We start from the raw sequence: 23,027 nt of genomic DNA, 5'->3' as shown, positions 1-23,027 counted from the left end.
GTTCTTATATCAGACCCCCATCCGCGCCTCACGCTGCCGGCGCCTGGCTCCGGGGAAGTGAGTCAGGTGCCGGCCTTGCGGGGCGGCTGGAGATCTCATGCAAGAAACCGCTGCGGTCCGGTCTCTGTTTGTTTGGTGGATATTCGTGGGGGTGGTGCGGGTACTGCTGGTCGGAAGTGCCGGCCTAGAAAATGCCCGGCATGGTTTCCTCGTCGGTTTCCGAGAACGCCGTTTCCTGCTCTTCGAGGTAGGTCTGCCATGCTGATGCATCCCAGATTTCAGCCCTGGTCCCGGCACCAATCACTGCCAGTTCACGGCCGAGTCCGGCGTAGGCCCGCAGCGCCGGCGGAATGGTGATCCGGCCCTGCTTGTCCGGGACTTCATCGGATGCTCCCGAGAGAAAAACCCGAATGTAGTCCCGTGCCTGACGCGAGGAGAGCGGAGCTTCCCGCATCTGTTCGTGGACCCGCTCGAATTCTTTCGAACTGAAAACGTAAATGCAGCGCTCCTGGCCTCTTGTGAGCACCAGTCCCTCAGCCAGCTCCTCGCGGAACTTTGCCGGCAGAATGAGCCGCCCCTTCTCGTCCAGGCGCGGTGAATGTGTTCCGAGGAACATCAGTCACCACCTGTCTGATTGGAAGAAGTTCCTCCTGCGCTGCCCCTACACTCTTATAGCCTCCACTTTACTCCACTTCACTCCACAGTCAACGATTGGGCAGCCGAACTGCGGCGCGCCGCGCCTTTTCTTCCGCGGATCGGCGCGGAGAAGGGCCGGTGGAGGGCTCGGAGCGCAAAAAGCCGTCGCGGGGCGTTGTTGGCCTCGGCTCTTAAACCCAAAAAGACCCGCCGCAGCGGGTCTTTTTCGAATCGTGGATGACCGGTGGAGGAAGGTGGTGCGGGCCTCCGGAGGTTACTGGTCCCGCTTTCGCTCATCCCATTTATTTTCCAGATTGCTCATGAAATTCTTCGATGACGTGGCCTCGCGTTCCTTCTTGCGTGCCGGCGAATTCGCCTGCGCGCCGCGCCTGCCGCGCGTCGTCGCGTAGTACACGCCCGATCCCATCACCAGGAAGCCGAGAATTCCCAGGATGAGGCTGATCGGCATTTCCAATGAAACCCCTCGGAGGAGCAGCGCGATGCCCGCCACTGCGACCAGGGATCCGATCACTATCCGCCGGGTCGAAATTCCGGCGCCGGCCGGAGTCGCCATCGAATTTGCGAATTTGGGGTCCTCGGCGTGTAATTGCTGCTCCAACTGGTCCAGCAAGCGCTGCTCGTGTTCCGAGAGTGCCATTACTGCCTCCTTGCGGTCCGAAATTCTCTGTAACCCAACCAACGATCCCGGTACCGGGACGGTTCCCGCTCCCGACACCCCGGCTGGCTGCGGAGACGCCCCGGGAAATCGGGGCACCGCCAGACCGACAACCCGGGCAGAACGCGTGTTGTGCTTACGTCTTAGGATAGGTGGCATTCTGGTCGGGGGAAAGCGGTGGGAGGCACAGCGGGGATCCATTCCGCCTAGGGCTTAGTCTGCGCCCGCCGGCGGCGGAACAGCCGGTCCCGGAGTGCGGCCCGGCCGGCCCCTGCGGGTGGGGTCCAGCAGACGGGCCGGCATGACGCCGAGCTCGCCGAACCGGGCGTTGATCTTGTCCAGGGCGTCTTCGGCCGACCGCCAGTTGTCGTCGCGGCCGTCAAGGGTCAACTGGACCGCCGCGCCCTCCGCCGCCTCCAGCCGCTCCGTGCGGAGCCCGATCAGCCGGACGCTCATCCGCCGGGGTCCCAGCGCGGCGAGCAGCGCCCGCGTTTCCTCGTAGATGAGCTGGGCGCTGTCCACCGGCTCGCGAAGCGTGCGGGTCCGGGTGAGTGTGGAAAAGTCCGCGTAGCGCAGCTTCAGCGACACCGCGCGGCACTGCAACCCTGCGGCCCGGAGCCGGGCAGCAGTTTTGTGCGCCAGGCGCAGCAGCTCCGTGTGCAGGGTCTCGTCGTCGGACACGTCCCGGGCGAATGTCTCCTCTGCGCCGATGCTCTTTTCCCGCCGCACCGGAGTGACGCTCCGCGGGTCGCGCCCCCAGGCCAGTTCGTAAACGTGCTCACCGGTGGCGCCCAGCAGGCGCTTGAGGACACTGACCGGAGTGCGTGCCACGTCTTCAACCGTTGAAATGCCCACCCGGGCAAGGGTTTCCCTCGTCTTGGCCCCCACTCCCCACAGGGCCGAAACGTCCAGGGTATGGAGATACGCGACGGTTTCGCTGCGCGGAATCAGCAGCAGGCCGTCCGGTTTGGACCGGGTGGACGCAATCTTTGCCACGAACTTAGTGGCGGCGATGCCCACGCTGGCCGTGATGCCGAGCTCCGCAGCCACCCGGCTGCGGATCAGCTCGCCGATGACCCGGGGCGGCCCCAGCAGCCGCATGGCACCGGCGATGTCCAGAAAAGCTTCGTCAACGCTGAGGGGCTCCACCAGCGGCGTGATGGACTCGAAGATCGCCATGAGCCGCCCCGATACCTCCCGATAGTCCTCCTGGTGCGGCTCCAGAATGACCGCCTGCGGACACTGCCGGTAGGCGACGGACATCGGCATGGCGGAATGGACGCCGTAGCGCCGTGCCTCGTAGGAGGCCGACAGGACCACCGATCTGCCCCCGAGGCCACCCACGATGATCGGGCGGCCCGTCAGCTCGGGTCGTTTCAGCAATTCCACCGAAACGTAGAAGGCATCCATGTCCACGTGCATGATGGTGCAGTCGCGGTTTTCGCTGGGGCCATTGCTCACCCCTTCATGGTAGACAACGGGTCCGACGTTTTCGTTTCGCCTAGACTGGGGACCAGATCCTGACCCCCACCAGAAGCGGACACCAATGAATAAGCCCCTGATTGCCCTTACCGCCGCTGCCCTGTTATTGGTTGCCTCCGGCTGCACCCCGGACACCGAATCGACGAATTCCGGTACGGCTGAAACGCCGGCGTCGAGCGCGTCTCCGTCGGCTTCGCCGTCCGCCTCTGCCTCCCCCTCCGGTACGGCATCCGCGTCCGGCTCTGCGTCCGCCTCCGGCTCGGCGTCGCCCAGCGGTTCTGCCTCCCCCAGCAGCTCGGCCACGCCGACTGAAAAATCCACAAACTCCGCCATCGCTGAAGGATTTCCCACTGACGTCATTTCGGTGATGCCGAAGTCCACTCCGGTCTCCACCAGCTTCGAGGAAACCCCCGAACTGTTCACCGCCTCGCTGACGGCCACAACCAGCGCTTCCACCGAGGAAATCCTGGCCTACTACGCCGGGGAATTCGAGGCGCAGGGCTTCACGCCCAATGACGCCAAAAACGAGGGAACCGCCACGCTCCGGCAGTTCGTGCGCGCCGGTGGTGACGACCTGGCCAACGTGACAGTTGTTCCCCGCGACGGCAGCTTCACCTATACGGCCAGCATTAATCTGCTCCCAGAGTCAGCCAAGTAGGCCGGCATGGGGAATGTCCTTCCTGCCCCCGAGGTGGCAGTTCGTGAACAGGCGGAGTACCGGAAGCTTCTCGGCAGCGAGCTGGACGCCTTCCTCACCGAGCAGCAGGCAGTGCTCCAAGAGGTTTCAATGGAGGCGCTTCCGCTGCTCGACGCCGTCTCCTCCCTGGCTCAGGGCGGAAAGCGGCTGCGGGCACTGCTGAATTACTGGGGCTGGCGCGGCGCCGGCGGGGCCGAGCTGGGCGGACCAGCGGTCCGGGCGGGCGTCGCACTGGAACTGTTCCAGAGCGCTGCCCTGATCCATGACGACATCATTGACCGCTCCGACACCCGCCGCGGCGGGCCCAGCGTCCACCGTCGGTTCAGCACCGCGCACACTGAGGCCGCCTGGCACTTGGACGGCACCCACTTCGGTTCGTCAGCCGCCATCCTCGCCGGCGACCTGTGCCTGTCCCTGAGCGAGGAAATGTTTTCAGCAGTCGGCGCCCAGGCCGCGCACGGCACACCGGCCCGGCGGATCTTCAACCGCATGCGCACCGAGGTCATGGCCGGGCAGTACCTGGACATCCTCGAAGAGGTGGTGGGACCCACGCACGAGCCCGAGCGGGCCGTCGTCCGGGCCCGGAACATCCTGCGTTTCAAGTCAGCGAAGTACACCACTGAGCACCCGCTGACCCTGGGCGGAGCCCTGGCCGGAGCTTCAGAGGAGCTGCTCGACTGGTACTCCCGGTTTGCGCTGCCGCTCGGAGAGGCATTCCAGCTGCGCGACGACGTCCTGGGCGTTTTCGGCGATCCGGCGCAGACCGGAAAGCCCGCCGGCGATGACCTGCGCGAAGGCAAGCGCACGGTGCTGATCGCCTACGCGCTGGCACTGGGCGGACCCTCCGCCCGCGACGTGATCGGCTCCGCGCTCGGTCGGACCGATCTGGACGACGACGGCGTAGCCGCGCTGCGCGCCCTGATCGAGGACTCCGGGGCGCTGGCGGCAACGGAAACCCTCATAGAGGGACACACCCGCGCCGCCTTTGACGCACTGGAGCAGATGCCGGTCGACGACGTGGCCCGGGCTGCCCTGACCTCCCTGGCCCACGCCGCAGTCACCCGCTCGGCCTGACGGTCCGTCCCTGCGCCGGCGAGGCAACAATAGGCAGCCGGTAATACAACGGCGAAGCAAAACAGCAGTAATACAAGCCGCGCAGTAATACAACAGCAGCGGCTCCCATTGGGAGCCGCTGCTGTGTTATTTGCGTCCTGCTTTATATTTCAATGTCTTACTATCTATCCGTGTTTGTGCGCTACCAGCCCAGGGCCTGGGCGCGGCGGCGAATTTCGGTCTTCCGCCCCTCGCGCAGGGCATCCACCGGACGTCCGGGCAGCGAGTCATCCGCGGTAAAGAGCCAGCGAATCATTTCGCGGTCGTTGTAGCCGGCATCGATCAGCACGGAAATCGTGCCTTTCAAGCTGTCCAGGACAGCGCCGTCGGCGATAAAGGCGGCCGGGATACTGCGGATTTTGCGCTCCCCCAGCCGTACGGCCACCAGCGCACGCTCTTCGAGCATGCTGTGCACCTTGGTAATGGAAACGTTAAGTTTTTCAGCCACATCGGGCAGGGTCAGCCAGTCGGAAACAAGTTCCTCAAGTTCAGTCACCTTCCTAGGTTCCCACGAGAACCCCGTTCGGAGCCACTTCCCTCACTCGTTACTCAATGGAAATCGAGACGCAGTGTCTACTCAGGTAGGCCGGAGACCCGCGGTAGTGTAAATTCGCTTACGTTACAGAAATCACTTCTGTCACACCCGCACCATTATTGCCACTGGTTTAAAACGAGTTGCGGTAAAGGCCGCGCCGTCTACAGATGAGGAAACAACCCTTTATGACTGCTCAGTCGATTCAGGGAAGCAATTCCCCGCGTTCCAGCTTCAGGGGAATGCCCCGCAAACTCAGTGTTGCCGTTACCACCGCGGCCATTCCCGCCGTCATGATGTCAGCACTCGTGCTTGCCGAACCGGCTCAGGCAGCTCCCGTTGGCCCGAACGCTGCGCTTTTCCCGCAGGTTCCGCTCCAGGCCATCAAGAACCTGACCGCCGGAACCGCGAACGTTGCGGCGCCCTCGCAGCTGGCCGCCCAGATTCCGTCTACCATTGCCGCGGAATCCAGCGTGCCCGCCACTCACCGCATTGAGGCCGGCGATACCGCCAGTTCCGTTGCCGTGCGCTACGGCGTGTCGCTGGATGAAGTACTTCGGGTGAACAACCTGCAGAGCAGTTCGCTGATCTTCGCCGGCGAGGAACTGCGCCTGCCTGCCGGCGGCTCGTCAGCAGCGTCTTCGACGTCCGGCGCAGCTGCCGGCACTTACACCGTGGAAGCAGGCGACACGCTGAGCGGGATTGCCTCCTCGAACGGAGTCGGCCTGGAGAGCGTCCTGGCGGTGAATGGCCTGACCATGACGTCAGTCATCATGCCCGGCCAGGAAATCGCCCTGTCCGGCGGTTCGGCCTCCGCCGCAGCTCCGGCATCTGCAGCCGCAGCGAACCACACCGTCGAGGCCGGTGACACCCTGACCGGGATCGCCGCCCGCCACGGCGTCAGCGTGGCCGCGCTCATGTCGGCCAACGGCATGGATGAGAGCACCGTCCTGTTCCCGGGCGACGTCGTCGTCCTTTCCGGCGGCGCAGGCGTCACCACCCTTGCCGCGGCTCCGGCCGAAGCCGCCCCCGCGGACCTGGTTCCCAACACCTTCCTGCACTACACGTACCCGGACGACGTGGTCGCCGACGCCAACGTCAACAAGCAGGCGTTGAACGGCGCGGCAGTGCCCGGGCAGGCCGAGATGCAGCAGATCGTGGCCCAGACGGCGGCGCAGATGGGTGTCGACCCCGCCCTGGCGATGGCCTTCTCCTTCCAGGAGTCCGGCTTTGACCAGCGGGCAGTCTCCCCCGCCAACGCCATCGGCGCCATGCAGGTCATCCCCAGTTCCGGAGATTGGGCATCGGACCTCGTGGGACGCCAGCTGAACCTGCTGGATCCCTATGACAACGCCACCGCCGGAGTTGCGATCATCAGCTCGCTCATGCAGACCAGCGACAGCTTGGAAAACGCCGTTGCCTCCTACTACCAGGGCCAGTACTCAGTGACGACCCATGGCATGTTCGAGGACACCCGCGGCTATGTGGCGTCGGTGCTGGCGCACCGCGAGTCCTTCTCCTAGGACGCCGCAGCTGCTTGACGCAGGAGGGCAGGGCCCGGATCGGGTGTCGATCCGGGCCCTGCCCTTTCGCGCACGTAGGATCGTAGGGTGCATGATTCCGGAACTGACCCCAGAGGAAATGACCCCATAGTAGGCACCGTGGTGGACGAGCGCTACCGGGTGCTCTCCCGTATTGCCCGCGGCGGTATGTCCACGGTCTATCTGGCCACTGACCTGCGCCTGGACCGGGACGTCGCCCTCAAGGTCCTCTACCCCCACCTGGCTGCCGACCGCGGCTTCCTCGACCGCTTCGAGCGGGAGGCCAAGTCCGCCGCCCGGCTGTCCCATCCGCACGTCGTCGGAGTCTTGGACCAGGGCCTCGCCGAAAACAACCTGGCCTATCTGGTGATGGAGTATGTTCCCGGCAAAACGCTGCGCGAACTGCTGGAAGCCCGGACCCGCCTGACTCCGCGGCTCGCCCTGGCGCTGCTGGACGCCGTCGTCGACGGCCTGGCCGCAGCCCACAACGCCGGACTGATTCACCGGGACGTCAAACCCGAGAATGTGTTGCTGGCCGACAACGGCAGCATCAAGATTGCCGACTTCGGCCTGGCCCGTGCGGTGTCCACCAGCACCAACACCGGCACGCTGGTGGGAACCGTTGCCTATCTGGCGCCCGAGCTGGTCACCGGCACCGGTGCCGATGAGCGCAGCGACGTGTATTCCGCCGGCATCATGCTGTATGAAATGCTGACCGGCCGCCAGCCCTTCACCGGCACGGCGCCCATCCAGATCGCCTTTCAGCATGTGCACTCCACCGTGCCGGCGCCGTCCGACGCCTGCCCCGGCCTGGCCCCCGATCTGGATGAGCTGGTGCAGTGGTGCACTGCGCCTGACCCTGACAACCGTCCCGTGGACGGCAAGGCGCTGCTGGGCGAGCTCCGCCACATTCGGACGTCCCTCACCGATGAACAGCTGGATTTCCGCTGTGCCGACCCCGCCGGAGAGCAGTTTCCCTCCGCATCCGGTGTCACCGAAGCCCTGCAGGCCGACACCACGACCGCCCTTCCGCGCCCCCCGGCCGGTGCCACCGAAGTCATCTCGACGGCGGGCGCAGCCGCTGCGACGGGGGCCGGGGCCTATCCCACCGAGGTCATCCGCCGGTCCGACAACGCGACCTCGGTGTTCCCTGCCGGCGGGCGCGGTCCCGGAGGCCCGCACCTGCCTCCCGATAATTCCGGCGGTTATCCGGCAGGCGAGACCGCCGACGACGACGGCGCCAACGCTCCGGAGCAGCATCCGGCCCCGGGAACCCGCACCGAACGGCGGCAGGCCCGCCGGGAGGCGAAGGCCTTCGAGCGGCAGTCCAGCCGGGACGCGCACCGCCCGGAAATCTCCCTGCGGCGCGGACGGCCGCGGCGGCGCGGCGCGCTGTTGATCGTGCTCGCTGTGCTGCTCATCACCGGTGCGCTGTTTACCGGCTGGTTCTTCGGCCGCGGGCCGGGCGCCGTCGTCACCGTTCCTGATGTCGCGAACGTCTCGCAGGAGGCGGCCGGCGCCCTGCTCAGCGGTGAGGGGCTGCAGTACTCCACAAACGAAGTCCACGACGAAATGGTCGCCGCCGGGCTGGCTGTGGGAACGGATCCCGACGCCCCGGCCGAAATCCGGCGCTATCAGCCGGTGACCCTGCTGATCAGCATGGGGCCCGAGCTGTTTGATGTCCCCAACGTGGTGCAGCGGACCGCGGAGTCGGCGTCGGAGAACATTACGGATGCCGGCCTCGTCGTCGGCGCGGTGACCGAGGAATACAGCGAAACCGTCGATGCCGGCAAGGTCATCAGCCAGTTCCCGGCGCCGGACACGCAGCTGCGGCGCGATGCCGCCGTGAACCTGGAGGTGTCGCTGGGGCCCGCCCCCGTGGAAGTGCCCTCCGTCGTGGGAAAGTCGGAGGCGGAAGCAGTGAAGATTCTTGAAGAGTCCGGACTGACGGCGGAAGTCCTTCCCGAGCAGGTAAACAGCCGCGAGGCACCCGACGGAGCAGTTGCCGCCCAGACACCGGCCGCCGGCCAGGTGCAGCGCGGTTCGGCCGTGGAGCTGACCATCTCGAAGGGTCCCGTCATGGTGTCGGTGCCGAACGTCGTGCGCCGGTCCCCCGACGAGGCCCGGGCGCAGCTGGAGGGTCTGGGCTTCCAGGTCCAGATCAGCGAGCTGCTGGGCGGCCTCCTTGGCATCGTCCAGTCACAGGATCCCAGCGGCGGATCGATGGCACCGGAAGGGTCGGTCATCACGCTGCGGGTGGTCTAGCGTTCCTCCGCCCGAAATGGCAGTAGGGGGGCCACCCCTCGGGGGGGGGGGCACCATAGGGCATTTGGGGGGGCTGTTGCCGGGGGCTACACGCTGCCCCCCGCCCTAAAGGGCCGGCGGCGCACCCCCACGCGGGGGGGGGGCCCCCTACTGCCATTTCGGGGGAATGATCCGGCGGAACCGGACGCCCGTGGCCTCTAGCCCTGGCGGGAGAGGGCCCCGGCGACCAGGAACGCCATTTCCAGTGACTGCATGTGGTTCAGGCGCGGATCGCAGACGGACTCGTAGCCTTCCAGGAACGCCTCCTGATCCACCGGGTCCGCCCCGCCCAGGCACTCAGCGACGTCGTCGCCGGTCATCTCCACGTGCAGGCCGCCCGGGAAGGTGCCCAGTGCGTTGTGCACTTCGAAGAAGCCGCGGACCTCGTCCATGACGTCGTCGAAGTTGCGGGTCTTGTAGCCGTTCGGAGACGTCACAGTGTTGCCGTGCATCGGATCCGTCACCCAGAGAACCTTGGCGCCGGAGGCGGTGACCCGCTCCACCAGCGGCGGTAGCTTTTCCCGGATGTTCTGCGCACCCATCCGCGTGATGAAGGTCAGGCGGCCCGGTTCGCGTTCCGGATCGAGCTTGTCGATCAGGGCCAGGGCGTCTTCGGGCTTGGTGTTCGGGCCCAGCTTGACGCCGATCGGATTGCGGACCTTGGACAGGAAGTCCACATGTGCGGACTCCAGGTCGCGGGTGCGTTCGCCAATCCAGAGGAAGTGCGCCGAGGTGTCGTACGGGAATCCGGTCCTGGAGTCGATGCGGGTCAGCGCGCGCTCGTAGTCCAGGAGCAGTGCCTCGTGGCTCGCGAAGAACTCCACGCGCTTGAGCGCCTCGAAATCCGTCCCGCAGGCATCCATGAACCGGACGGCCCGGTCAATCTCGCGGGCCAGTGACTCGTACCGTGAATGTGCCGGGTTCGCGGTGAAGCCCTTGTTCCAGTGGTGCACCAGGCGCAGGTCGGCAAACCCGCCCTGGGTGAACGCCCGGATGAGGTTCAGGGTCGAAGCGGACGTATGGTAGGCGCGGACCATCCGTGCCGGGTTGTGCTCGCGGGACTCCGGAGTGAAGTCGTAGCCGTTGACCATGTCGCCGCGGTAGGCGGGCAGCGTCACGCCCGCCCGGGTCTCGTCGTTGGAGGAACGCGGCTTGGCGAACTGGCCGGCCATCCGGCCCATCTTGATGACGGGCAGCGAGGCGCCGTAGGTCAGGACAACTGCCATCTGCAGGATGGTTTTTACCCGGGCACTGATCTTGTCAGCGGTTGCACCGTCGAAGGTCTCGGCACAGTCACCGCCCTGCAGCAGGAACGCCTTGCCCTGGGCTGCGGCTGCCAGCCGGTCACGGAGGATGTCGACCTCTCCGGCGAAGACCAGCGGAGGGACCATCGACAGTTCGGCGACTGCCGCCGGATACCCGGGGTGGTCCTGCCACGACGGCTGCTGGAGAGCCGGCAGGGACCGCCAGTCGTCCAGGCCCGGATAGTCCGCCGCGCCCTGCCGGGGAGCGGTGGAAAAATCTGACGCGTTGTCTACAGGAGTGTAAGTCACGCCTTCAAGGGTACTGTCTGCAGCGCTCCGGGGCAGAAGGCGCACGCAGGCTGACGTAATCTGGGCCCGCCGCTCCGCAACACTGGCCGCCGCACGTGCCTGCCTGGCCGCCTCCCCGGTCCGGCTGCAGCCGACCGAGTCCCGTTGGCCGGGACCGGGTTTCCGCCCGGAGCCGCCCATGGTTTAGTAACCAACCAATCGACTAGCGGAGGGGCTCAATGATGAGCAGGCAAGAACCGGCGGGACCGGCGGATCGCCGGAGTGTCCTCGACTTTGACTACGAAACCGACGTTTTGGTGATCGGATACGGCTGTGCCGGAGCCGCCGCAGCCCTGGAAGCGCGCAGCCGGGGTGCCGACGTCATCGTCCTGGAACGCGCCAGCGGTGGAGGCGGCTCGTCCGCGGCCTCCGGCGGAGAGATCTATCTGGGTGCCGGCACTCCCATCCAGAGTGCCTGCGGCTTCACCGACACCGCCGAAGACATGGAAGCGTATCTGCTCGCGGCATTGGGGCCCTCGGCCGACGCCGCGAAAATCAGGATGTACAGCCGCGGCAGCCTGGAGCACTACGACTGGCTCACCAAGCAGGGCGTCCCGTTCAAGCCGTCCTTCTGGGGAACTCCCTCCTGGGTTCCTCCCACCGACGACGGCCTGATGTGGCTGGGTGAAAACGCGTACCCCTTCACCGGCCTCGCCAAGCCGGCACCCCGTGGTCACCGGGTTACCGCCAAGGGCTTCGGCGGCAAGGTGCTGATGGATGTCCTTTGCCGGGCCGTGGAGGAAGCGGGGGCCGGGATCCATACCGATACTTATGCCACGCAGCTCATCCTTGACGGGCCCCGGGTTGTTGGTGTTACTGCGCGCCGCTTCGGAAAGCCGGTGACCTACCGGGCCCGGCGGGGAGTCATTCTGACCACGGGCGGATTTGCCGACAATGCGGAGATGGTGGCCCAGCACGCCCCGCAGCTGATCGGATTGGGCGTGACCAGCGACGGCGGGGACGACGGGCACGGAATCAAAATGGCCCAGGCGGCCGGAGCAGCAGTGCAGCGGATGTCGGCGGCCCAGGTGGGCATCACCCTGGTGCCGGCCTTGGCGGTGCGCGGCATGCTGGTCAACGCCGTCGGCCAGCGGTTCATCAACGAAGACCAGTATCCCGGAATGCTGGGCCAGGCCGCCCTGTTCCGGCAGGACCTGGCAGTCTGGATCATCCTGGACGAAAAGTCCTTCGAGGAAGTGCCCGAAAACGAACGCTGGGGCGTGCTTCCGCACTACGTTGCCGAAACCACCGGCGAGCTGGAACAGGAGATCGGCATGCCCGACGGCGCCCTGACCGCTTCAGCGAGCGAGTACAACCGACACGCGGCGGCGGGCGAGGATCCGTACTTCCACAAGGACAAGCGGTGGGTGCGTCCACTGGAGGCACCGTTTGCCGCGATCGACGTCAGCCGCGGGATGGCGTCGCCGGAGCTGGGTGCTTCGGGGCGGGGCGGGGCCAAGGTCTTCAGCCTTGGCGGGCTGCGCACCGGGCTCGACGGCGAAGTCCTCGATGTTTCCGGCTCACCGATGCCGGGACTTTATGCCGCCGGCCGGGTCACCTCGGGCCTGCACGGCCACGGCTACATCAGCGGCACGTCCCTGGGCGACGGAACCTTCTTTGGCCGGCGCGCCGGCGCAGCGGCAGCGGAGCAAGCGGAAGCCCCAGCCGGGTAAGGCCCGGATAAGCCGGACGACGGCGGCAGACTAGGCGCTGTGGGGTTCCGTGTCCTCGGGTTCGGCACCCGTGGATGCCGCGGGACCCGCCGATGCGGGCGGCGTTTTCCGGCGGCCAATGATCGTCACCGTGCCGGGCTTCCGCAGCGATTTCCGCCGGGACGGCGTTTCGGCGGCTGCCGGCTCCTGTCCGGGTGCCGACCCTGGTGAAGGCGCCGAGCCGTCGCCGGTGCCGGCGGTGCCATGCTCCGCTGCCGGATGGGTGCGGCCGCCGGGTTCCGCGGGCACCGCTGCGGCAGCTGAGGATCCGACCGCCTTCGAGGCGGCGGTGCCCGGCTCGGGCAGACGCACCGCTGCGCTGCGGGCCTCGGCTCCCTTGGAAACCTTGCGGGCCGCGGCCTGCTTTTCCTTCATGGTGCTGGCGTACACGTCAACGTATTCCTGGCCTGACAGACGCATCAGCTCGTACATGATTTCATCGGTCACCGAGCGCTGGATGAACCGGTCGTTCTCCATGCCCGCGTACCGGGAGAAGTCCAGCGGCTCGCCGACGATGATGCCGATGCGGCGGATGTTGGGGATCTTCCGGCCGATCGGCTGGACCTTGTCAGTGCCGATCATGGCCACCGGAATCACCGGGACGCCGGTTTTCAGCACCAGTTTGGCCACGCCGGTCTTGCCGCGGTACAGCCGGCCGTCCGGGCTGCGCGTGCCCTCGGGGTAGATGCCGAGCAGTCCCCCGTTCTCCAGGACGTCCACGCCGGCGCTGAGGGAGCTGGCTGATGCCGCACCGCCGGAACGGTCCATCGGGAGCTGGTTGGTGAGCCGGAAGAAAGCGGCAGTGAGCTTGCCCTTGATCCCCTTGCCCGTGAAGTACTCCGACTTCGCCAGAAAGCTCACGGGACGCGGCACCGCCAGCGGCAGGAAGATCGAATCGGAGAAGGACAAGTGGTTGCTCACCAGCACGGCCGGACCGGTTTCGGGCACATTGTTCATGCCTTTAACCCAGGGTCTGAAGAGCAGATTGACCACCGGTCCGATGAAAATGGTCTTCATCACCCAATAGAACACGTAAGCCAGCTCTCCCGTCCGGACATAACAAATCAGGGACCCGGTTTGGTTTCCCAACTCCTACTCTATGCGCCCTCCCGGCTGCGTTGAATTTCGACTCTCGGCGGCGACGCAACTTTGGGCGTTACGGGGGTGGAAATCAGCCTCCTGAATGCAACCATAGAGGTATGACTCTCCCACCGGGCGCAGCCGCCTTTACCAGCGACGGGCAAGGCGTGAATGCAGCCACCGGCGTTCTCCTGAGCCACGGCTTCACCGGGTCCCCGGTCAGCCTTGCCGCCTGGGCCCGGCACCTCTCCGCCCAGGGCTACGCGGTGAGCCTGCCGCTGCTGCCCGGACACGGAACCACCTGGCAGGAGCTGGCCCGCACTCCCTGGGAGCTCTGGTATGACGCCTACGACCGGTCGTACCAGCAACTCGCAGAGCGGACCGACAGCGTGGTCGCCGCGGGCTTGTCCATGGGCGGGACGCTGGCCCTCCGCCTTGCCGCACACCGCCCCGTCGCCGGGGTGGCGGTGGTGAATCCGGGACTGACCATCGATGATCCGCGGGCCAGGTACTCGGGACTCCTGAAGTACGTTCAGCGTTCAGTACCGGCGATTGCCAACAACATCAAGCTCGACGGCCAGGATGAAGGTGCCTACCTGCGGACCCCCGTGGGCGGCGTTCACCAGCTCATGCGGCTGTTCAAGGACACGACGGCGGTGCTGCCGCGGATCACGGCACCGGTCCTCGCCTTCCGCTCGACGGTGGACTCGGTGGTCCCGGACTCCAGCATGGACGTCCTGCGCAGGTATCTGGGCAGCGAACTGGAGGTGGTCCCCTTGGAAAACAGCTATCATGTGGCAACCATGGATCATGATGCTCCCTTGATTTTTGACCGTTCCCACCAGTTCATCCAAAGGATCAGCGCAGGTGCGCCAGCATGAAAGAACGCGAACCGGAACGCAACGAGTCCACTGACAACGCCGTCTGGCTGGACCTCGTGGCCCGGCTGGAGAATATGCCGGCTGATGAGACGCACGGCGGCCGGGATGCACCCGGCGGACACGGCAGCTCCGAAGGGTCCCGGATCAAACCCGGAGCGACGGCGTCCGGGCCGGATGCGGCTGGTTCACCATCGCCGGCGGGCGCGGACGAAGGGGCTCACCCCGAAACTCCCTCCGGGACCGGCGGAGCCGAAACTGCTGCCAAGCCGGGCTCCGGTGAAGGCACCCCGGCCCGCGGCCCCGTTCCGCGCTCCCCCGCCGAGCGCACCCGCGCCATTTTCGAGAACCAGCCGTTCCGCGCACAGCCGCCGCGGGGCCCCCGGGATTACGACGAGCCCGAGGAACTCGAGTCGGAGGGTGAGTTTGTGCCGCCCGAACCGCCGCCGTTCAGCACCGGTGAGCCGCTCGTGGTCCTGGCGTGGATCGGCGCTTTGGGCGGGCCCCTCCTGCTGCTGCTGTTCGCCATGTTTTGGCGCGGAGCTCCGCTGGCCGTCATACTCGGCTTGGTGGCCCTCTTCGGTGTGGCCGTGGGCTATTTGCTCTTCCGGTTGCCCCAGCACCGCGATGACGACGGCGCCGCCGTCTAAGGGCAGCTGAACTCAGCGCCGGGCTGCAATCCGGGACAGGTCAGCGGCACCGATCATGCCGGCAGCGGGCCCGAGGGCGGCCAGTTCCAGCCGCGCCGCGGGCCGGAACCCGCGGCCGGTCAGGTTCCGGGCGAAGGACCTGCGGGCGGGTTCCAGCAACAGGTCACCGGCAGCGCTCAGGCCTCCGCCGATGACAAACATTCCCGGATCCAGCGCGGCCGCCAGGTTCGCCAGTCCGAGGCCAAGCCACTGACCGACCTCTTCCAGCAGTTCCACTGACGTCTGGTCGCCCTCAAGTGCCATCCTGGTGACCACGGCGCCGGTGATGGCACTGATGTCGCCGTCCACGGCCCGCAGCAGTTCCTGGGCCACCGGGGAGTTTGCGGCGGCCAGTTCACGGGCTTCCCGACCCAGCGCATTGCCTGAGGCATACTGCTCCCAGCAGCCGCGGTTTCCGCACTCGCAGCGTTGCCCGGACGGCATGATGATCTGGTGGCCGAACTCTCCCGCCACGCCGAACCTTCCCCGCTCCAGCCGGCCGTCCATCACCATGGCACCACCGATTCCGGTGCCGAGCGTCACGCAGACCATCCGGCTCTGGCCCAGTCCGGACCCGAAGCGCCACTCTGCCCAAGCAGCGCCGTCGGCATCGTTGACCAGGTACACGCGCCGGCGCAGCAGCCGTTCGAGGTTCTCCCGCAGCGGTTCGTTGCGCCAGGCCAAATGGGGGCTGAAGAGCACCGTGCTGCCGGCAAGGTCCATCCAGCCGGCGGCGCCGATGCCGACGGACCACACGTGGTGGTTCGCGGACAGTTCCCGCACCAGGTCCACGATGACGGACTCGACCTCGCGCGGATCCTGGCCGGGAGTGGCGCGGCGGGCTTCGGCAATGATGCGGCCGTCGCCGTCGACCAGGCCCGCGGCCACCTTGGTGCCGCCGATATCGATCCCGATGGCCAGCCCGCGTCGCCGCATCCGGTTCGGCAGCCGGATGGGACGGCGGGCGGGGAAGGGCTCAATGGCACGGCGCTGCCAAAGGATCGGGGAAGAACGGGGAACGGGCGCTGGGTTAACGGGACGCATCAACAACCAATTGTATTCACCGGCCGGTCCGCCAGCGAAAGCGTTATTGCTTCGAGAAGTTACTGGCGGGTATTTTATGTGACCCACGTTATAGGTTGTGCGGTAAAGTCTGCGGTAACGCCTGCGGGCCGGCCGGATATCAAAGGAGCTATCGTGCGTGAATACAGTGTCCCCCCTCTGGTGGAATCACCATTGGAGACAAACACCACCGACCTACTGCTGGAACAGGCGGCCAAGGCCTCCAATCCGGCCCTTTTCTCGGTTCGGGCAGCCGACGACACCTGGCAGCCCATCACCGCCACTGATTTCCTGAAGGACGTCCGGCTGCTCGCCAAGGGCTTCGCCGCCTCCGGCATCCAACCGGGCGACCGCGTGGGCATCATGGCCCGCACCCGGTACGAGTGGACGCTCGTGGACTTTGCCCTGTGGTTTGCCGGGGCGGTCTCCGTGCCGATTTACGAGACCTCATCGCCCTCCCAGGTGGCCTGGATCCTCGGTGATTCCGGTGCCGTCGCCGTGGTCGTCGAAGCCGCCCGCCATGAGAACGTGGTCCGGCAGGCCGGTGTGGAGGAAGATCTCGACGCCGTGCGCAACGTCTGGCAGATCGACGGCTCGGGCCTGGATGAGCTCCGCACGGCCGGCGCAGCAGTGTCCGACGCCGAGCTCGAAGCGCGCCGTTCGAAGGCCACGCTGGAGGACACCGCCACCATTATCTACACCTCGGGAACCACGGGCCGGCCCAAGGGCTGCGAACTGACGCACGGCAACTTCGTGAATCTCTCCCGGAACGCCGCCCTGGCCGTGCCCGAAGTTTGCCGCGAAGGCGCGCAGACCATCATGTTCCTGCCGCTCGCCCACGTGTTTGCCCGGTTCATTTCCGTCCTGTGCGTCACCGCCGGCGCCACAGTGGCCCACACGCCGGACGTCAAGAACCTGCTTCCGGATCTGCAGAGCTACAAGCCCTCCTTCCTCCTCGTGGTCCCCCGCGTCTTCGAGAAGGTCTACAACTCCTCCATGCTCAAGGCCGAGGACGGCGGGAAGGGCAAGATCTTCCACGCCGGCGCCAAGACCGCCATTGAATGGTCCAAAGCGCAGGAGGCCGGCAAGATCCCGCTGGCCCTCAAGGTCAAGCACGCCGTCTTCGACAGGCTGCTCTACGGCAAGATCCGCACCGCGATGGGCGGCCGGGTCCAGTATGCAATTTCCGGCGGAGCACCCCTGGGGGACCGTCTCGGGCACTTCTTCCACGGCATCGGCGTGATGGTCCTGGAGGGCTACGGACTGACCGAGACCACCGCTCCCATCAGCGTCAGCACCCCCAAGCTGATCAAGATCGGCACCGTCGGCGCGCCCCTGCCCGGCAACGCGGTCAAGATCGCCGACGACGGCGAGATCCTGACCCGGGGCGTCAGCGTCATGAAGGGCTATTACAAGCGCCCCGACCTGACGGCTGAAGCCTTCGACGACGGCTGGTTCCGCACCGGGGACATCGGCCAGCTGGACTCGGACGGCTTCCTGAAGATCACCGGCCGCAAGAAGGAAATCATCGTCACCGCCAGCGGCAAGAACGTCGTTCCGGCGGTCCTGGAGGACAGCATCCGCGCCGACGCCATCATCTCCCAGTGCGTCGTCGTCGGGGACCAGCGGCCCTTCATCTCCGCACTGGTCACCCTGGACGAGGAAGCCCTTCCCGGCTGGCTCGAGCGCCACAAGCTGCCGGCCGGTACGACGGTGGCCGAAGCTGCCGAGACCGCCCAGCTGCAGATCGAAATCCAGGCCCTGGTGGACAGCGCCAACAAGACGGTCTCCCAGGCCGAGGCCATCAAGGTTTTCCGCGTGGTTCCGACCGACTTCACCGAAGCCAGCGGCCACCTCACGCCGTCCCTGAAGATCAAGCGCGCCCAGGTGCTTCGGGACTACTCAGCCGTGGTGGAAGACATCTACAGCGGCCAGAAGGTCTAGCCCGGCACGTCGCGGCAGCAGTCCCTGCGGATTTACCGGGCAGTGCCGGTCCGCAGGGACAGCAGCGCGTTCTCCACCACCTCGGTCAGCGCGGGATGGATCCAGTACTGGCCCGAGGCCATCGTCTGCGCATCCAAACCGAAGGACATGGCCTGGATCAAGGGCTGGATCAGCATGGACGCCTCATGGCCCATGATGTGCGCCCCGAGCAGCGTCCCGCTTTCCTTCTCCGCCAGCAGCTTCACAAATCCGGTCGTGTCTTCCATCGCCCAGCCGTACGCGGTGGAGCCGTATTCCTGCACCGCCACGGCCAGTTCCACTCCCCTCGCCCGGGTATCGCGGCGGGCTTCCTCCTCGGTCATGCCCACGGATGCGATCTGCGGGCTGGTGAAGACCGCCGCGGGAACGAACCGGTGGTCGCTCGCGCGCAGGTCCCCGGGGTGCACCAGGTTGTGCGCCACGGTGCGCGCCTCATGGTTGGCCACATGCTTGAGCTGGAAGTCGCTGCTGACATCCCCCAATCCCCAGACGCCGTCGACCGGCCTGCCGTCCTTCAGCACGCGCTGGAATTCGTCCACTGCCAGCCGTCCGTCCGCACGCTGGTCGAATCCGGCAGCCTGGACATCAAGGCGGTCGGTGTTGGGCACCCGGCCGGTTGCCACCAGCACAAGATCAACGTCCATGCCGGTCTCTCCCCCGGGTCCGCGCAGCAGCGCCCGGACGGAGCCGTCGGCGTTTTCCATCAGCGCCGTCACCTGGGTGTTGAGCCGAACGTCCCACTGCTTGGAGACTTCCTCGGTGTACCGTGCGGACAAGGTCGCGTCCAAGGCACGCAGCAGCGGACCGGAGCGCGCCGCCATCGTGACCTTGGCGCCGAACGCGGAAAACACGAATCCAAACTCGGCGGCTATGTAACCGCCGCCGATGATGAGGATTCGCTCCGGCAGGTCGGGTATCCGCATCACGGTGTCAGAGGTGTGCACCTGCGGCAGGTCCATGCCGGGCACGTCCGGCAGCACCGGCCGTGAGCCGGCGGCCACCACTATCTGGTCGGCGGTGATGCGTTGGCCGTCGTCGGTCTCCAGGGCGTGCTCGCCGACGAACCGCACGTGGTTCTCATACAGCGTGACGTTCTCCAGCTCCTCGGCACGGTAGCGGCGGCCGCCCTCGGAGATGGAATCGATCCTGGTGAAGATGCGGTCGCGGATGTCCCGCCAGCGCACCTTCTCCAGGGTCTGGTCGACGCCCAGTCGCCGGCCGTCGGCACCGGCCGCGGCAAGTTGCGCCGGATACACGAACATTTTCGTCGGGATGCAGCCGACGTTCAGGCAGGTGCCGCCGAAGGTGCCCCCGTCGATGACGGCAACTTTCCTGCCGTCCCAGTCGGGGGTGATCAGCGAATTGCCCGAACCCGAGCCAATGATGGCCAAATCAAAATGAGTCACGATTCCAGTCTAGAGCCGCAAGGACCCCGGGATCCGTAACCGGTTCCCGGGGTCCTTATGTGCTTCCGTTGTGCTTCCGCCGTGCGGCGGAAGCGCTGGGGCTAACTCTCCTTCTTGGGATCGATCGCCACCAGCAGGTCCCCGCCCTGCACCTGCTCAACGGCGGAGATCGCCACCCGCGTCACGGTGCCGGCGACGGGGGCCGTGATCGAGGCCTCCATCTTCATGGCTTCGATGGTGGCAACGGTTTCGCCGGCCGCCACTTCATCGCCTTCCTGGACCGTGATGGTCACGGCGCCGGCGAACGGCGCGGCAACGTGGCCGGGATTGCCCGGGTCGGCCTGTTCGGCGACCTTCACCTGCGACTGCACGCTGCGGTCACGGACCAGGACGGGGCGCATCTGGCCGTTCAGGGTGGTCATCACCGAACGCATGCCCTTTTCATCGGGCTCCCCCACGGCTTCAAGGGTGGCAATCAGGCGGACACCCTTTTCGAGTTCCACCACGTGCTCAACCCCGCGCTGCAGGCCGTAGAGGTAGTCACGGGTGTCCAGGACCGACACGTCGCCGTAGGTTTCACGGACGGTCGCGAATTCCTTGGCCGGGCCGGGGAACAGGAGCCGGTTCAGCGTTTCCCGCCGGGTGGCCGAGTCGCCGGACAGGCCGGCGCGGTCCACCTCGGTGAGTTCGGCGTCGCGCACCTTGATGGTGCGGCCTTGGAGCGCCTTGGTCCGGAAGGGCTCCGGCCAGCCGCCGGGCGGGTTGCCAAGTTCGCCGCTGAGGAAGCCGATGACCGAATCGGGGATGTCGTAGTTCTGCGGATTTTCCTCGAAGTCCGCGGGTGAGACGTTGCTGCCGACCAGCTGCAGGGCGAGGTCTCCGACCACCTTGGAGGAGGGCGTGACCTTGACCAGCCGGCCCAGAATGCGGTCCGCGGCGGTGTACATGTCTTCGATCGCTTCGAACCGCTCGCCCAGGCCGAGGGCGATGGCCTGCTGGCGGAGGTTGGAGAGCTGTCCGCCGGGAATCTCATGCTGGTAGACGCGTCCGGTGGGTCCGGCCAGACCGGACTCGAACGGAGCGTAGACCCGGCGCACCGCTTCCCAGTACGGCTCCATGGCGCTGATGGCATCCAGGCTCAGCCCCGTGTCGCGGTCCGTGTTGGTCAGCGCGGCAACGAGCGACGACGCCGAAGGCTGGCTGGTGGTGCCGGCCAGCGAGGCGCTGGCCACGTCGACGGCATCCACGCCCGCGTTGGCCGCAGCCAGCAGGGTGGCCAACTGGCCGCCGGCGGTGTCGTGGGTGTGCAGGTGCACGGGCAGGTCAAAGCGTTCACGCAGGGCGGCAACCAGCTTGGCCGCGGCGGCGGGACGCAGCAGCCCGGCCATGTCCTTGATGGCCAGGATGTGCGCGCCGGCATCGACCATCTGCTGGGCGAGGTCCATGTAGTAGTCCAGCGTGTACAGCGTCTCGTTCGGATCCATCATGTCGGCGGTGTAGCACAGGGCCACTTCGGCGACGGCCGTGCCGGTGGCCCGGACCGCGCGGATAGCCGGTTCCATCTGCTCGACGTCATTGAGGGCATCGAAGATCCGGAAGATGTCAACGCCGGCGTCAGCTGCCTCCTGGACAAAGGCTTCCGCCACCTCAGTGGGGTACGGCGTGTAGCCCACGGTGTTGCGGCCGCGCAGGAGCATCTGGATGCAGATGTTCGGCAGGGCCTTGCGCAGCGAGACGAGCCGCTCCCAGGGGTCCTCGCCCAGGAACCGGAGGGCGACGTCGTAAGTCGCACCGCCCCATGCTTCGACCGAGAGCAGTTCGGGCGTCAGCGCGGCCACCGCGGGGGCCGCCAGCAGCAGGTCGCGGGTGCGGACGCGGGTCGCCAGCAGGGACTGGTGCGCATCCCGGAACGTGGTGTCGGTGACGGCCAGTGCCGGCTGTGCGCGGAGTTCCGCCGCGAAACGCTCCGGGCCCAGTTCCAGCAGCCGCTGGCGCGACCCGGGGCGGACCTCCGGAAGATCAGCCGGCAGTTTGTCTGCCGGGTTGATGTGCACGGGCAGTTCGCCGTGCGGCTTGTTGACGGTGGTGTCCGCCAGCCAGTTCAGCAGCCGGGAGCCGCGGTCAGCAGACCCGCGGGCGCTGAGCAGTTCGGGGCGCTCCTCGATGAAGGAGGTGGCGACGTCGCCGGCGATGAAGTCCGGATCGTCGAGGACGGCCTGCAGGAACGAAATGTTCGAGGAGACGCCGCGGATGCGGAACTCGGCCAGCGCCCGGCGGGCACGGTTCACCGCAGCCGGGTAGGTGCGGCCGCGGCAGGTCAGCTTCACGAGCATGGAATCGAAGTGCGGGCTGATGTCGGCCCCGGCGTACACAGTGCCGCCGTCGAGACGCACTCCGGCACCGCCGGCGGAGCGGTATCCGCTGATCTTGCCGACGTCGGGGCGGAAGCCGTTGGCCGGGTCCTCGGTGGTAATGCGGCACTGCAGCGCCGCGCCGCGCACCTGAAGTTCGTTCTGCCGCAGGCCCAGGTCCTCCAGCGTTTCGCCGGCAGCGATGCGCAGCTGGGACTGCACGAGGTCGACGTCGGTGATTTCCTCGGTGACCGTGTGTTCCACCTGGATGCGCGGATTCATTTCAATGAACACGTGTTCTCCGGCGCGTTCTCCGACGGTGTCAACGAGGAACTCCACGGTCCCGGCGTTCTCGTACTTCAGGGCCTTGGCGAACTTGACGGCGTCCCGGTACAGGGCCTGCCGGATGCTCTCGTCCAGGTTGGGGGCCGGAGCAATTTCGATGACCTTCTGATGGCGGCGCTGCAGTGAGCAGTCACGTTCAAAGAGGTGGATAACGTTGCCCTCGCCGTCGGCGAGGATCTGCACCTCAATGTGCCGGGGACGGATGACCGCCTGCTCGAGGAAGACCGTGGAGTCGCCGAAGGCCGTATCGGCCTCGCGCATGGCTGCGTTGAGCGCCTCGGGAAGGTCTTTGGCCGTGTCCACGCGGCGCATGCCGCGGCCGCCGCCGCCCGCCACGGCCTTGACGAAGATGGGGAATCCGATGTCCTCGGCCTCGCCCAGGAGCTTTTCCGGATCCGAACTCGGCTGGGTGGAGCGCAGCACCGGGATGCCGGCTTCGCGTGCCGCGTTCAGGGCATGGACCTTGTGGCCGGCCAACTCGAGGATGTCGGCGGCGGGACCTACAAAGGTGATGCCGGCTTCCCTCGCGGCGCGGGCCAGCTGGGGGTTTTCGGAAAGGAATCCGTATCCGGGGTAGATGGCGTCGCAGCCGGATTCCTTGGCGACCCGAATGATCTCGTCAACGTCGAGGTACGCGCGGACCGGGTGCCCTTCCTCACCGATCAGATAGGCCTCGTCAGCCTTTTGGCGGTGGATGGAGTTGCGGTCCTCATACGGGAACACTGCAACAGTCTTCACGCCCAGCTCGTAGGCGGCCCTGAAGGCGCGGATTGCGATTTCTCCGCGGTTGGCTACCAGTATCTTCGAGAACATTACTCTCCTGCATCGTTGCGGGCTGAGGGACAGCCGGGTACCGCCGTCCTCATCGGGTTCTAGTCCAGATTATTTCACTGCGGCGGACCGCCAGTGTCGGACGTCACGCTCTTTATAGTCTCCCTTTCGCGCCAC

Annotated in this window: 16 protein-coding genes and 1 pseudogene; 8 read left to right on the top strand and 9 right to left on the bottom strand. The window is 66.6% G+C overall.

What is annotated here, in order from left to right; all coding sequences use genetic code 11:
- Positions 1–184 precede the first annotated feature (184 nt).
- From mraZ to dinB, 3 genes are all read right to left on the bottom strand, one after another.
- Entirely contained in the window at positions 185–616 is a 432-nt protein-coding gene (gene mraZ / locus QNO00_RS11655; protein ID WP_229966983.1) for a division/cell wall cluster transcriptional repressor MraZ, read from the bottom strand.
- A gap of 294 nt (positions 617–910) precedes the next feature.
- The gene (locus QNO00_RS11650) at positions 911–1,294 is read right to left on the bottom strand and encodes an SCO2097 family morphological protein (protein ID WP_229966984.1); all 384 of its coding nucleotides are present in this window, start codon (positions 1,292–1,294) and stop codon (positions 911–913) included.
- A 231-nt stretch (positions 1,295–1,525) separates the two neighbouring features.
- Positions 1,526–2,734 carry a DNA polymerase IV gene (dinB, locus tag QNO00_RS11645; protein WP_229967009.1) on the bottom strand — a complete coding sequence of 403 codons (1,209 nt, stop codon included), beginning with the start codon at positions 2,732–2,734 and terminating at the stop codon, positions 1,526–1,528.
- Positions 2,735–3,161: 427 nt separating this feature from the next.
- Between dinB and QNO00_RS11640 the strand changes: the two genes are divergently transcribed.
- Together QNO00_RS11640 and QNO00_RS11635 are read left to right on the top strand one after the other, a co-directional pair.
- Positions 3,162–3,452 carry a hypothetical protein gene (locus QNO00_RS11640; RefSeq protein WP_229966985.1) on the top strand — a complete coding sequence of 97 codons (291 nt, stop codon included), beginning with the start codon at positions 3,162–3,164 and terminating at the stop codon, positions 3,450–3,452.
- A 6-nt stretch (positions 3,453–3,458) separates the two neighbouring features.
- Positions 3,459–4,565: a polyprenyl synthetase family protein gene (locus QNO00_RS11635; protein ID WP_229966986.1), complete on the top strand. Its 1,107-nt coding sequence runs from the start codon at positions 3,459–3,461 to the stop codon at positions 4,563–4,565.
- 181 nt (positions 4,566–4,746) lie between these two features.
- On the opposite strand, the gene QNO00_RS11630 is transcribed toward QNO00_RS11635, so the two are convergent.
- Complete coding sequence (locus tag QNO00_RS11630; protein WP_229966987.1) at positions 4,747–5,100, bottom strand: Rv2175c family DNA-binding protein; 354 nt, start codon at positions 5,098–5,100, stop codon at positions 4,747–4,749.
- 278 nt (positions 5,101–5,378) lie between these two features.
- On the opposite strand from QNO00_RS11630, the gene QNO00_RS11625 reads away from it, so the two are divergent.
- Both QNO00_RS11625 and QNO00_RS11620 read left to right on the top strand, forming a co-directional pair.
- Positions 5,379–6,659, top strand: a complete 1,281-nt coding sequence (locus tag QNO00_RS11625) for a LysM peptidoglycan-binding domain-containing protein (RefSeq protein WP_284024617.1) — start codon at positions 5,379–5,381, stop codon at positions 6,657–6,659.
- Positions 6,660–6,746: 87 nt separating this feature from the next.
- Positions 6,747–8,942, top strand: a complete 2,196-nt coding sequence (locus QNO00_RS11620) for a Stk1 family PASTA domain-containing Ser/Thr kinase (RefSeq protein WP_284024616.1) — start codon at positions 6,747–6,749, stop codon at positions 8,940–8,942.
- A 197-nt stretch (positions 8,943–9,139) separates the two neighbouring features.
- Here the strand turns inward: QNO00_RS11620 and QNO00_RS11615 are convergent, their stop codons facing one another.
- A complete protein-coding gene (locus tag QNO00_RS11615) occupies positions 9,140–10,534 on the bottom strand; it encodes a class II 3-deoxy-7-phosphoheptulonate synthase (RefSeq protein ID WP_229967011.1) in 1,395 nt (464 codons plus the stop codon).
- A 221-nt stretch (positions 10,535–10,755) separates the two neighbouring features.
- On the opposite strand from QNO00_RS11615, the gene QNO00_RS11610 reads away from it, so the two are divergent.
- Positions 10,756–12,246 carry an FAD-dependent oxidoreductase gene (locus QNO00_RS11610; RefSeq protein ID WP_284024615.1) on the top strand — a complete coding sequence of 497 codons (1,491 nt, stop codon included), beginning with the start codon at positions 10,756–10,758 and terminating at the stop codon, positions 12,244–12,246.
- Between the two features lie 396 nt (positions 12,247–12,642).
- On the opposite strand, the pseudogene QNO00_RS11605 reads toward QNO00_RS11610, so the two are convergent.
- Positions 12,643–13,317 (bottom strand): annotated as a pseudogene (locus tag QNO00_RS11605) (lysophospholipid acyltransferase family protein); the annotation flags it as partial.
- A gap of 167 nt (positions 13,318–13,484) precedes the next feature.
- Between QNO00_RS11605 and QNO00_RS11600 the strand changes: the two are divergent.
- Together QNO00_RS11600 and QNO00_RS11595 are read left to right on the top strand one after the other, a co-directional pair.
- Positions 13,485–14,246: an alpha/beta hydrolase gene (locus tag QNO00_RS11600; protein WP_284024614.1), complete on the top strand. Its 762-nt coding sequence runs from the start codon at positions 13,485–13,487 to the stop codon at positions 14,244–14,246.
- On the top strand, positions 14,243–14,893 hold the full coding sequence (locus QNO00_RS11595; protein WP_284024613.1) for a hypothetical protein: 651 nt from the start codon (positions 14,243–14,245) through the stop codon (positions 14,891–14,893). Before QNO00_RS11600 ends, QNO00_RS11595 begins: the two co-directional genes overlap by 4 nt.
- Positions 14,894–14,905: 12 nt before the next feature.
- On the opposite strand, the gene QNO00_RS11590 is transcribed toward QNO00_RS11595, so the two are convergent.
- The gene (locus QNO00_RS11590) at positions 14,906–15,868 is read right to left on the bottom strand and encodes an ROK family glucokinase (RefSeq protein WP_229967123.1); all 963 of its coding nucleotides are present in this window, start codon (positions 15,866–15,868) and stop codon (positions 14,906–14,908) included.
- 261 nt (positions 15,869–16,129) lie between these two features.
- Here QNO00_RS11590 and QNO00_RS11585 point away from each other — a divergent pair, with 261 nt between their 5' ends.
- Positions 16,130–17,938: an AMP-dependent synthetase/ligase gene (locus tag QNO00_RS11585; protein WP_284024612.1), complete on the top strand. Its 1,809-nt coding sequence runs from the start codon at positions 16,130–16,132 to the stop codon at positions 17,936–17,938.
- 32 nt (positions 17,939–17,970) lie between these two features.
- Here the strand turns inward: QNO00_RS11585 and QNO00_RS11580 are convergent, their stop codons facing one another.
- Together QNO00_RS11580 and QNO00_RS11575 are read right to left on the bottom strand one after the other, a co-directional pair.
- Entirely contained in the window at positions 17,971–19,383 is a 1,413-nt protein-coding gene (locus tag QNO00_RS11580) for a mycothione reductase (RefSeq protein ID WP_284024611.1), read from the bottom strand.
- Between the two features lie 101 nt (positions 19,384–19,484).
- The gene (locus QNO00_RS11575; RefSeq protein WP_284024610.1) at positions 19,485–22,892 is read right to left on the bottom strand and encodes a pyruvate carboxylase; all 3,408 of its coding nucleotides are present in this window, start codon (positions 22,890–22,892) and stop codon (positions 19,485–19,487) included.
- Positions 22,893–23,027 lie beyond the last annotated feature (135 nt).

Source organism: Arthrobacter sp. zg-Y1219, assembly GCF_030125545.1.
GTDB lineage: Bacteria > Actinomycetota > Actinomycetes > Actinomycetales > Micrococcaceae > Arthrobacter_B.
Note: the sequence above shows the minus strand (reverse complement) of the source record. Positions and strands in the feature narration are given on the sequence as shown.